The organism is Acinetobacter sp. CY79 (genome assembly GCF_059515845.1).
In genome coordinates this window covers 13108-23415 of sequence record NZ_JCAKMY010000018.1, presented here as the reverse complement: position 1 = coordinate 23415, position 10308 = coordinate 13108, and the positions used below count along the sequence as shown (strand labels likewise).

Annotated in this window: 10 protein-coding genes; all 10 read right to left on the bottom strand. The window is 44.9% G+C overall.

Going from position 1 to position 10308, the window contains the following annotated elements; translation table 11 throughout:
- Nucleotides 1-283 precede the first annotated feature (283 nt).
- Entirely contained in the window at nucleotides 284-964 is a 681-nt protein-coding gene (locus tag AC5YCE_RS09040; RefSeq protein WP_496171802.1) for a hypothetical protein, read from the bottom strand.
- 118 nt (nucleotides 965-1082) lie between these two features.
- Nucleotides 1083-1667 (bottom strand): RuvC family protein, encoded by a 585-nt coding sequence (locus AC5YCE_RS09035; protein ID WP_496171801.1) that lies wholly within the window; start codon nucleotides 1665-1667, stop codon nucleotides 1083-1085.
- Complete coding sequence (locus AC5YCE_RS09030) at nucleotides 1645-1926, bottom strand: hypothetical protein (protein ID WP_496171800.1); 282 nt, start codon at nucleotides 1924-1926, stop codon at nucleotides 1645-1647. The genes AC5YCE_RS09035 and AC5YCE_RS09030 overlap by 23 nt, the downstream gene beginning before the upstream one ends.
- A 65-nt stretch (nucleotides 1927-1991) precedes the next feature.
- Nucleotides 1992-2717 carry a hypothetical protein gene (locus AC5YCE_RS09025; RefSeq protein ID WP_496171799.1) on the bottom strand — a complete coding sequence of 242 codons (726 nt, stop codon included), beginning with the start codon at nucleotides 2715-2717 and terminating at the stop codon, nucleotides 1992-1994.
- 130 nt (nucleotides 2718-2847) lie between these two features.
- Complete coding sequence (locus tag AC5YCE_RS09020) at nucleotides 2848-3585, bottom strand: AAA family ATPase (protein WP_496171798.1); 738 nt, start codon at nucleotides 3583-3585, stop codon at nucleotides 2848-2850.
- An 89-nt stretch (nucleotides 3586-3674) separates the two neighbouring features.
- Nucleotides 3675-5861, bottom strand: coding sequence for a DUF3987 domain-containing protein (locus tag AC5YCE_RS09015; protein ID WP_496171797.1), 2187 nt, complete (start codon nucleotides 5859-5861; stop codon nucleotides 3675-3677).
- 13 nt (nucleotides 5862-5874) lie between these two features.
- Nucleotides 5875-6852 carry a PD-(D/E)XK nuclease family protein gene (locus tag AC5YCE_RS09010; RefSeq protein WP_496171796.1) on the bottom strand — a complete coding sequence of 326 codons (978 nt, stop codon included), beginning with the start codon at nucleotides 6850-6852 and terminating at the stop codon, nucleotides 5875-5877.
- 3 nt (nucleotides 6853-6855) lie between these two features.
- On the bottom strand, nucleotides 6856-7431 hold the full coding sequence (locus AC5YCE_RS09005) for a DUF6378 domain-containing protein (protein WP_496171795.1): 576 nt from the start codon (nucleotides 7429-7431) through the stop codon (nucleotides 6856-6858).
- 95 nt (nucleotides 7432-7526) lie between these two features.
- The gene (locus AC5YCE_RS09000) at nucleotides 7527-9260 is read right to left on the bottom strand and encodes a ribonucleotide reductase barrel domain-containing protein (RefSeq protein ID WP_496171794.1); all 1734 of its coding nucleotides are present in this window, start codon (nucleotides 9258-9260) and stop codon (nucleotides 7527-7529) included.
- Nucleotides 9253-10293 carry a ribonucleotide-diphosphate reductase subunit beta gene (locus tag AC5YCE_RS08995; RefSeq protein ID WP_496171793.1) on the bottom strand — a complete coding sequence of 347 codons (1041 nt, stop codon included), beginning with the start codon at nucleotides 10291-10293 and terminating at the stop codon, nucleotides 9253-9255. Before AC5YCE_RS08995 ends, AC5YCE_RS09000 begins: the two co-directional genes overlap by 8 nt.
- Nucleotides 10294-10308 lie beyond the last annotated feature (15 nt).

The following is a 10308-nucleotide window of genomic DNA, read 5'->3' as shown; positions in this document are numbered from 1 at the left end:
CTAGTAGGGGTATTTTTGTTCCTACCCCTTGTAGGTATTATCTACTATGGACTAAACCTGGTAGTAGCGTTGAATGTGTTCATGTTTGATAAGTTTATGAACACAATGAAAAAGCCCTGAATTAATCAGGGCTTTTTTTATAGCTTCGTTTTGTGTGCGTAGTAGCATAGCCACGCTATGAATATCGCCAGTACTGCTACTAGGATTTCTCGTAAGGCTATGTACACCGTATAGATTGCTACTACGACACTAATCAAAAAGATGAGTCCGAGTAGGTCTTTCATTATCCGAAGATAGACTTCTTAGGTAGAACCGGAGTTGTCTGTTGAACTGGGATTACGGCTGCTGCTGCTACTTCAATTGATTCAGACGTATCCGCAGTTTTTTCAAATGGATTGAATCGCGGTTTAACTTCTGCCACGCCTTCTGTAGGTTTTGCATCTAGTACGTCTTGACCTGCAAGTGGTTCAGCTACCTGCTCATCATCTTCGATTACATCTGTCTCAACAGAGGTAAGGGAAGCCATTGGATTAACTGACTGTGTTTTAGATGCCTCTAAGATCTCAGTGCCTTTCTGTAGAAGTTCTTGAGCTTGTGCTTTTGCCTCAGCTCGTTTCTTTTCTAGAGCTTCTGCTTTTTGGCGCTCTTGCTCCAGTAAGGCTTCACGATCTGCTTCTGCTTTGTCGATCTGCTCTTGTGCATGATCTTCAAAAGATCGCTCAACAGTTGCATCTACCTTGGGCTGTACAGTCTTTGGTTTAGCACGTGAGCGCGATGCTGTTTTTGTTGTGGCTTCTTTTGGTAAGTCTTCGCCCGCTGCAGTCACAACGATTTCTTCGGGGAGGTTTGGGAACTCTACCTCTTTACCGTTTAAGTCGAAGCCATTGTCGTTGATGTAATTGGTCAACGCTTCTTGGATGTCTTCAGTAGTTAAAGTGATGCGAGCTTGTAATTCGATGTTCATAATGATTTCCATAATTGGATTACTAAAGGGGTTAAATTCAAGGGAATGTAAACGTGTGCTGCAGCGTCCGTTCATTTACATTCTGTTAAATTTAAGATCCCCCTTTCGGGGGAGTTGATTAGGATGCGACAGGTAGCGTGAGTTCCTTGACTAATTGGAGAAAACGCTTCTTCTGCATTGCTGCATAGATGGCTACTACGCTGTCGCATAAGTGTTCAGCTTTCGCCTCAGATATTAGATTTTGCTCATTACGTCGATAGGTCGGGTATGGAGCCAATGGGTGCCTCATACGAACCCACTCGATAACGTCATGCTTGGATGCCTTGGGATCTCCTATAACCTTCTTCACCTCGTTAGGTGTTACCGCTACAACTCGCAGTCCCACAGCAATTAACGCACCAATGATCGCGGTACACGTGGCATACGAAACCATAGCTCTTGCGCTTTGACTTCCTACAGGCACTTCCACGCACACGATGTCTGCGTTCTTTGCGAAATGGTATGCTCGGGTAAAGAGCTGTTCGGCTGAGATGATGTCGAGTTCGCCTTGCTTTAGCTTGGCTTTTGGGAGTTCCGGTTGGATGAGATCAAAATCTAATATCTCAAGTGACTTCTGAGTGGGGCTGTAGAGTGCTTGGGTCATCCCCCAATTTCTGAGGGATGGATCCATACCAACAATTTTAAGCTGTTGGCTGTTCTGCATCTGGAGCTTCCGCTAATTTGAAGGGAGGTTCACTAAAGATGGATTGTGCTACCGCAGCACCCATTAAGAATACTTTGCGTTGTTCAGCTGTAAGTGTGATTACATCACCAGTGTCGCGGTCTTCAACTTCAAGTGCATCACTTTCAGGTAAGTTCTGTAAGTGATTCAGTTGTTCGTGACGGTTTTGAAACCAGTTCAAAACTAAGTTACCCATAGCCTCTACAGATGTAATCGGTTGAGGTTGTTGTGTTTGTTCCATGAGAGGTACTTCCTTGAGGTGTAAAGAAAGGGCGCTAGATAGCACCCTCGTTTGAGTTAATTGAATTAAGCGAACATTGATGAACGTGGAGCACCTGCTGCTGCGCCCGGTTTAGGAGCACCTGCACGTACCGCATTTGCGGCAACTTCTTTGTAACGGTCTTTTAATTTACCGTCCCAACGAGCTTTCCATTCTTCTAGGAATGCCGGAGTTTCTGCTTGTGCACGAAGTTCTGCAGTAGTAAAGCCGTCAGCACGGAATACTTTGTCTACTACGTTCAAGATCTTTTCTTCGTTGATCGGTTCGTACTTATTAGTTGCTTGGTTAAGCTCAGTTTTGTTTTCACGTTGCTTCAAGATACCAAGTGCAATCTGTTTACCCATGATGCATTTCAATGCGTCAACTTGAGTAGGTACTTCTGCTTTTGCATCTTTGTTGTAGACTTTAACTACAAGCTTTTCAGTAGGTGTTTGGCTGATTGGCGTACCAACTGTAAGAAGTGTTAATGCATCTGCATGGATGAAACCTGCAAGATATTTCTTCTCATTGTCTTTGTTGACATAGAAGTTTTTACCTTCACGGTTAGTTGCCCAGAATGTTTCTTTGTATTGACGATCTTGTTCGTCAAGGAAAACACAAGTCACACCTGTTGCACCGTTTTTCGATGTTTCAAAGTATGCCCATTTAATTGTGAATAAGCCCACACTTGATTCACGAACGAGTGATCCACCAACTGAGTCAGTTTCGTTTGCGATGTCGTTGTCGTAGTTTAAGCCAGCTAATGCGTTCATTTAGGGATGTCCTTAAGTTTAAATGTGAGTAAGTACGCAAGTGCGTACGTACGCAAGCAGTCGGATTGTACTCTTGGTTTGTTGAGTATGAAAGGAATCCTTATGCTTGCGTGAATTGGTTGATGGTTTGTTAAGCAGCGTCGTCGAAGTAGTATTCGGTTAAGCGAGAGAGTACGTGTCCACAGGTGTTGTCGATGTAGATCTCGTTAGGATCCCACATACCCATTGGCCCACGCATACGCTCTTGTACGGTGTCTGCTGTAACAGTTGTTTGGAATACGTGCTTAAAGCCTAGAGCTTTCTCTTGATCGGTGATGTTCAAGAATGCTGACTCTTGTTTCTTCTCTGCAAGATCGGCAAGTGAGATCTTCTTGGTAGACAAGATCATAGAGAAGTAAGCTTCAATACCTTGGTTTGACAATGCACCTTTGATTGGTACTTTGGTTTCAAACTGCAACGTCTTCTCGTTGTATTCTGTTTTGGTGTGCGCTGTGAAGATCACGTTCTTTGTTGACTTAGATACATGCTGTTGCATCAAGTTTTTGAAGAACTGTGCGTAGTCGCCCCATGCTGCACGACTGTCAGCACTTCCGATGATGTACATACTCTCGAACATATCCATCAAGAAGTTCAGACCGTCAATCACAATGGTTGTGTACTGAGGTTGTTCTTCTGCCCATGCAAATGCTTCATACACTTGGTACGGGTCAGTGATTACAAACTGCTTAAAGTTCTTCGGACGAAATGGGAGTTTTTTGCCCGATTCACAGTTGAGATAAATTACGTTTTCTAAGTCCCGGAGACATGCTGATTTACCTGTTGCCGGTACACCGCAGACTAAGAATAGGTTGTCGTTTACTTGTTCCATTGAGGATTCCCATTGTTTGATTGGTTAGAGACCTGTGTACCCACACAAGCCCCATGCTTGATCACACCAACGCTCGGAGAGCGTCGTCATTAAGCTTTTGCAGCCATTGCCTTTGCAACGGTTGTAAAGATTGTTGCTGTAAGTTCACCCTCATCGAGAGCGCCTTTACACTTCAAGTTCAGTTCAAGTACCTTGCGACGAACCTGATCAAATGGAAAACCACCATCGACTAGGATCATTGCGTACTTGTGTAGTTGTACGTTACGGTTGCCATCACCAATGTTGTTCAGAACCCAACGCTCAAGATTGTCCAAGTTGCTTTGATCTTGGAGGTTGATCTTGCGTTCTTCGTTCTTAGAGGTCTTAGGGATGTACGGTAGGGGATCGAATAATTGACCCTCTGTGTATTCCACATGACCTGCATTGGTAAGCCATTTCTTACAACGATGGTTTCCAGACTCGTCGATCTCAAACGGTAATGATTCCATTACGTTGTTGAAGAACTCCTTGTAGTCCTTGGCATCCAAACGCAATACATGCGTCATTGGTAAGATAATGCGGAAGCGGTTCATCTGTTCTGTGTGAGACTTGGTTGTGTAGTACAACGCTTTGTAGTCTTTCAAGAGCATCTTCGCCATACTGAGTTGGCATGTGCCGTCGATGTCCAGTACGAGCATGTTGAAGCCTGGGAGGATGTTCTCCTCTTTGCGGTATCCAAGATGAGTTCCAGTATCCGGATCAACCATATCGCCACGGTTTAGGTGGTGATTCAGCCAGTGCAATCCGCTTTGACCGACTAACACATTGAGCTTGTCGAACGGTGCATATTCATTGCAGTAACCTGTTGTCATGTCTGAGCTGTAAGTCAGAATCATTTCATCAAGATTGGTTTCAGCAAGTGACTCTCCACGTAGGAATTGGATTCCATCGTTGAAAGACTTATGAACAATGACGTTGTTCTTGTAGCCCCATGCAACTGCCAGTGTGATCATCTCGTCACGTGCTGAGCGTGAGCCTTTGAAGAATGGTAAGTCTTCGTCCAAGTCAGCAAGAGTGAACTCTTGTTTACTTGTCGCTAAGTACTTGGCCAACTTCACATGGTTACGTTCAGGCGTTAGGAGTTCTGCTACTGCATCACCTGATGACTCTGCGATTGCGATTGCATATTCGATATGGTCATCTGTGATTTCAGGACTTCCGTCAATAAAGGCGTAAGCACCTGCAAGTTTTAAACACTTGAAGTAGCGGTGATCCATTTCACTTTTGCGAATGGTTTCGTGTTCGTTGAATGAGCGTCCACGTTCTTCACAGTAAAGCTTGTAGCTCAGTAAGGTTAGACACACATCACGGGGGATAATGAGCTTCTTATTGATGTTCACCATTTCTGCAAGACATGCAAAGCGGTTTGATAGGTCGTCAATGAACTGATCGTTCTCGGAGCTAAACATACGCTCAAGCAATTCTTCTGCAGTAAGTCCAGTCGCTTTAGCTGAGTGTCGGATGAATCCAAAGAAGCAACGACGTGCATAGCCCATATCGAGCATGTCCATCAAGTGAGCTTCGGTTGGACCGCCATCCAGTAATTTAGACGGAGTACCAAACAACAGCATGTTGGTAGGAGTTGCGCCGTCGATCTTCTCAAAACGTACGTTGTCCTGTGTAGATTTAACAAGTTTGTCTTTCACTAACCCTTTGTCGAATAACTCAAGGAAAGTGTTAAGCACTTCGGTTTGACCAACTAAGTTGGCACCAATCTCGTCAATCTGTAAGTTCACAGATCCCGCATTACCCATGAGTAGTTTTTGACGCATCTGCTTAACAGCAGGTGTTGTTGCTGAGTCGAACGAGAATAGGAGTGAACCTAGACTGTTGAACTCTTTGGTAATACGTTCAGCTTCATCGTCAGGGTTGGTACCGTTACGTGTCGCTTTGCGTACAGCTAAATTTTGGATATTGTTTTCAGCAAGAATTGGGAACGTATGTTCCATGAAATTCTCTTTGAACTGGTTGAGTACTTCACCTTCAATAAGTGAAGATGAGTAGCCTTTACCTGTACCCGATGGGCTTAGGTTAAGTGCATATACGTTGACAGGGATTGAACCTTTACTTGTCCAACCGACAATGTCAGCTCGCATCTGAGATGCAACTACACCCCAGTAATATCCAAGGAGTACACGGAAGAACAGACGTTCTTCGTTCTGAGTTTTGAGACATAGAATGTCTACAAGCTTTTCGCTAATTGGGTGAAACTTTAAGTTGTTGTAATCAAGTGCCATGATTAGATTGTCCTTAAATAACTAAACTTCCGTCTGCAATCAGACGATCCTTTTGAGTACATGCATTGAAGCCATCGCAGTAACGGCAAGCACCTACGCCACCTTTGATCTCTCGCACAATTCCAACTTGACCATCATCAGCAAAGCGTGCGAACGCTTCTGACTTGGTTTCAAAATTCTTCGTTGAACGTGTGAGCTTGTTAGGGTCTTTGTAGTACTTCCATACTGTTTCCTTACGCCATAGTTCTTCGTCTGTGCATTCCGGGATTTCATGCTCCGGTGCTTCCATGTACTTCTTAAGTAAGAGCACACGTTGACGAATGAAGTGTTCAGTCTCTTGATGTGACAAGAGGTTGAATTTTTGGCTGAGGAGACGACTGCGCGGGTATCCTTTTTCTGACTTGGCTTTAGCACCTGACCAATCTGTGAAGATGTAGTGGATGTACATAAAGTCTTGATGAATCAGAGTAGGGTTGAGCCAACGATAGATCGAACCTTGAAGTGGGTATTTCGTTGAATTGGTTTGGTTCATGTACGTGTAAACACTTGTAGACTTAAAGTCCTGTACAGAGCCTTCACCAATGAAGTCGAACTTACCTGAGATCTTCATGCCCTCAATTTCTTTGTAGGCACGTTGTTCCATGAATACAGGTATGCAACCTGCTTCCACTTCTTCGGGTGTCGGATTGACTTTCACACGCTTCGTAACACGGCTTGGAAAGCCGAGTGCTAAAAGAATTTCTTCTAGCTTGCCCGACTTCCATGCACGCTCAATTGCGTCATGAATTGCTGTACCTAAGCGAGATGCAACGAGACTTGCAATGTCTACCAACCGATCCTCTTTTGGCACACGCTTAGCGAGTACAACTTGACGAGTTGGTTTGAGTAGGGTTGTTGCCGAGATCACACCCTCCTCGTGGTCGTAGTTGTCTTCTGCTAGGAAGACTGCTAATGCAAGGGGGATCTGTTCGTGGTTGGTATATTTACGCATTACTTAACCTTGTTCCTTAACCGCAGACTCCGCGAGAAGCGCGGCGTAACTCACAAAGTCTTCGTAGTTGTCTGACTTAAAGTCACCTTGGTTTGCACGAACTGCTTTAAGCAAAGTCATCATTAACCATGCATCTGTTTCAGAAAGGTTATGACCAGTAACGGTATTGAATGCTGCTACAGTCTTCGCCATTGAACGCTCGCCCTCAGGTTGGTCGTACTGAGAAGCACGGCTTTCCTGTAAGCGTTTCGCATTGTCGAGGAACTGGGTTGAAGTCTTAGGTGGTGTGCCCACTTCGCCTTGAGTAGCTTTAGGTTCTGAGTTGAACTCCACAAGGAACTCAGGATATGAGAGGCCTTGTTCTTCTGCGGCTTTAACCACACGTTCACTAAACGCAACTGCGTATTGGATAACTGCGTGGAGAGGTTGGCCTTGACGTTGTTCGTATTCAGCGATGACAACGTCTTCGCCTAAAACACGGATTGCGAATGCAGTAGCGGGCGTAGATTTATCAGGGCCAGTAGATGCTTTCGGTTTAGGTGGTTGTTCGATAATGCCAAGCTTACATAAGATACACATAGGGAGATTTCCTTGTTTAAAATTTTAAAACCACTCCACCGCTCGGAGAGCGGCAGAGGAGATTAACATACTTACGTGCGTGGGTGCGTACGTACTTACGCGGCACAGGCTAAACATTCATCAGTTACTACAACCCCACTCATTGAGTAGATGTAGTACTGAGATAAAATATCAGGGTCGAGAGTCACACGTGTCATCAGACTTGCGATCTTCTTCTCGGCACCCTCATCAGATGAGAAGTAGAAGTTAAGGGACTGACCTTGGCATAAGTGCTTCTGTCGTCCTTTAGCCATTCGGTAGATAACCTCTTGGTCAATCTCGAATGCAGTCTTGAAGACAAGCTTTTCGTTATCGTCCAGCCAATCTACATGCTGGATTGAGCCTTTGAACTTAATGATGTTATCGAGCGTTTCTTGCGTATAAACGCCTTTCTCTTTCATCAGTTCGTAAAGCACAGCATTGATTCGTGGTAAACCACCAACCGAGCTTGACGCTTCATAAACCATAGCTACAGATGGGAACACCGATTCCTCAACACCGCCCATAAGGTTCGATGTGGATTTCGTTGGGGCAACTGCAGTACGGTGTGTGTTACGAACGCCGTAGCCTTTACACCATTCCGGTTCACCGAGAATCTCAGCCAACCACTTAGAAGCGCGGAGCGATTCATCATGCAAGTGTTTGAAGATCGTATTGTTTAGGAAGTACGCTTCAAGTGATTCGTATGGGATACGTTTCTCTTGTAGGTAGGTTGCAAAACCAAGTACACCTAAACCGATTGCTCGTCCTTTGATTGTGAAATCTCGGACCTTCTTCAATCCTCGTTTACCTTTGGATTGCTCAATGAACTCTGAGCATAGGCAGTCAAGGAATACAGTTGCGATGAATACAGATTCACGCTCAGGGATTACGTCCCAGTGCTTCAAGTTCACAGATGCAAGGATGCATGAGTAAGTGAGAAGCTCAGAGCTGTGCAACATGATTTCTGTACAAAGGTTGGTAGCCTTAACGTCTAAGCCGAGATCCTTGTACATCTGTGGACGGTGACGGTTCGCTTTGTCCGGGAAGAACAAGTAACCCTTACCAGTCAACAGCTTCACATGAAGTGCATCAGTCCATCGCTTGTGAGCCTCGGGCTCACCCGCCAACAGGCGCTTGATGAATGAGTCACGAATTACCCAACCATAGTTCTTACCATTTGAGTGAGTTCGTAAAGAATCCAAGCACTCATAGAAATCGCCATGCTCAATGTCAAGATAAGCAGCAAAGCTTCCACGACGGTTGCCTCCTTGACTGATCTTAGATGCTGCAGTAAAGAAGTCTTCAATAACTTCACGTACACCATTGGCTTGTCCGTTACCACTGAACTGTGTGTTACGAGCCTGTACGCTTGAGAAGTTACCTGATGTACCAAAGGCATTCTTCGATAGCATCGCTGTCTCTCGGAGTCCTGTGTAGAACGACCATACTGCGTTACCGATGTCCTGACCTGAACATGCCACACCCATCCCACGATCTGCACCAGTGTTTGCCAGGGCAGGGGATGATGGGGATAGGATACCGTCCCAAAGTTCACTAAAGAACTTCTGTTCATATTCGGCTTGGTACTCCAACGGTAAATGGCGAGAAATCTTTGCAATGGTTTTGTGGCGTTCACGTAATGTGTTGCCCTCAGATGGTAAGCCATACTTAGACTTAAACATCTTCCATGCAGAGGTTGTGTACCACTCCGGGAGTAGACCATCTTTCTGTAACTGTTTGCGCTCTGCGCTTAACGCTTCGGCAAGTACTTTTGCCTTGGTATTCGTTGCTCCAATTGCCTTAAACATTTGCGTAAAACTCCTTGTATTCTTCCGCGATTTCCGTATCGAACTTCAATAAATGCTTCTTCCAATCTCGGCGGTACTGCAACTGAGTAGACGCAAAGAAATCTTGGAATTTGTATGCATTCAATTGGGCGAAGAACCACTGAGTTACCTTGCCTTGTTTACCTGTGAACATTGGAGTCATCTGTAGATAACCCAGTACTGCGTTCACACGGTCACGTACGAAGTGTTTAAGCTCATGCTTAGTGATCGTTGTAATATCCTCAGGGCGATGCGAGAAGATGTAATCAATGATGCCAAGCTCATGCTTATATACCTTACGAGCCATACGGCGTAGGATTTTGCGGAAACGTACAAGCTCTTGTTCAGTGAAGTTACCTAGATCGGTACGCTCTTTAATACATTGGTTTACCAACCATGCTGAGAACATACAGTGAAAGTTTTCATCCTTGGCACTTCCATCAATACCTGCGATGAAGTGCGGGATCTTATTGTGTCCACGTACTCCAAATGATTTGAAGAAGGCAAAAGCTGAATACAGAGGTACGCCCTCAAGGAACGTAAGTGCTGCAGTAGCTTCAAGCTTGCATTTACTTTTGGCTTTCTTGACGATGTACTTGATGTGTTCTGAGAATACAGGGATGTCCTTAAATTCTTCATAGAACTCATCGGTTGCAACGCCAATGACTTCGTTACCAATGCGGTAGAACGGTGCATGTGAGTTGTTCTCCATCATTGCAAATACAGATGATGCACGTTGGATCTCAGGGCGAGGGAACATACGTCCAATCTTTCCACCCCAAAAGTCGTCTCCACCAATGACACGTTCAATCTTAGAAAGGTAACGCTGTAATGCTAAGACAGCAAAGCGTTCACCTTCTTTAAGCCCGTGACGGAAATCGTTTTCATCTTCTTCAACACCGAGTTCCTCGGCAGGCCAGAAGATCGCCATCTGTTCGATAGCAGCCTTGGTCGCTTGTGGGTAGTACTCCACTTGCGACTCAGTTGGTGTCTCAATCTGAGAAAGGTATTTCATAGTTACAGTCGCTAA

Bases quoted from the DNA above. Each gene is read 5' to 3' on its own strand.
- AC5YCE_RS09010 (WP_496171796.1), bottom strand. From the start codon at position 6,852: ATGCGTAAATATACCAACCACGAACAGATCCCCCTTGCATTAGCAGTC.
- AC5YCE_RS09020 (WP_496171798.1), bottom strand. From the start codon at position 3,585: ATGGAACAAGTAAACGACAACCTATTCTTAGTCTGCGGTGTACCGGCA.
- AC5YCE_RS09005 (WP_496171795.1), bottom strand. From the start codon at position 7,431: ATGTGTATCTTATGTAAGCTTGGCATTATCGAACAACCACCTAAACCG.
- AC5YCE_RS09015 (WP_496171797.1), bottom strand. From the start codon at position 5,861: ATGGCACTTGATTACAACAACTTAAAGTTTCACCCAATTAGCGAAAAG.
- AC5YCE_RS09030 (WP_496171800.1), bottom strand. From the start codon at position 1,926: ATGGAACAAACACAACAACCTCAACCGATTACATCTGTAGAGGCTATG.
- AC5YCE_RS09025 (WP_496171799.1), bottom strand. From the start codon at position 2,717: ATGAACGCATTAGCTGGCTTAAACTACGACAACGACATCGCAAACGAA.
- AC5YCE_RS08995 (WP_496171793.1), bottom strand. From the start codon at position 10,293: ATGAAATACCTTTCTCAGATTGAGACACCAACTGAGTCGCAAGTGGAG.
- AC5YCE_RS09035 (WP_496171801.1), bottom strand. From the start codon at position 1,667: ATGCAGAACAGCCAACAGCTTAAAATTGTTGGTATGGATCCATCCCTC.
- AC5YCE_RS09000 (WP_496171794.1), bottom strand. From the start codon at position 9,260: ATGTTTAAGGCAATTGGAGCAACGAATACCAAGGCAAAAGTACTTGCC.
- AC5YCE_RS09040 (WP_496171802.1), bottom strand. From the start codon at position 964: ATGAACATCGAATTACAAGCTCGCATCACTTTAACTACTGAAGACATC.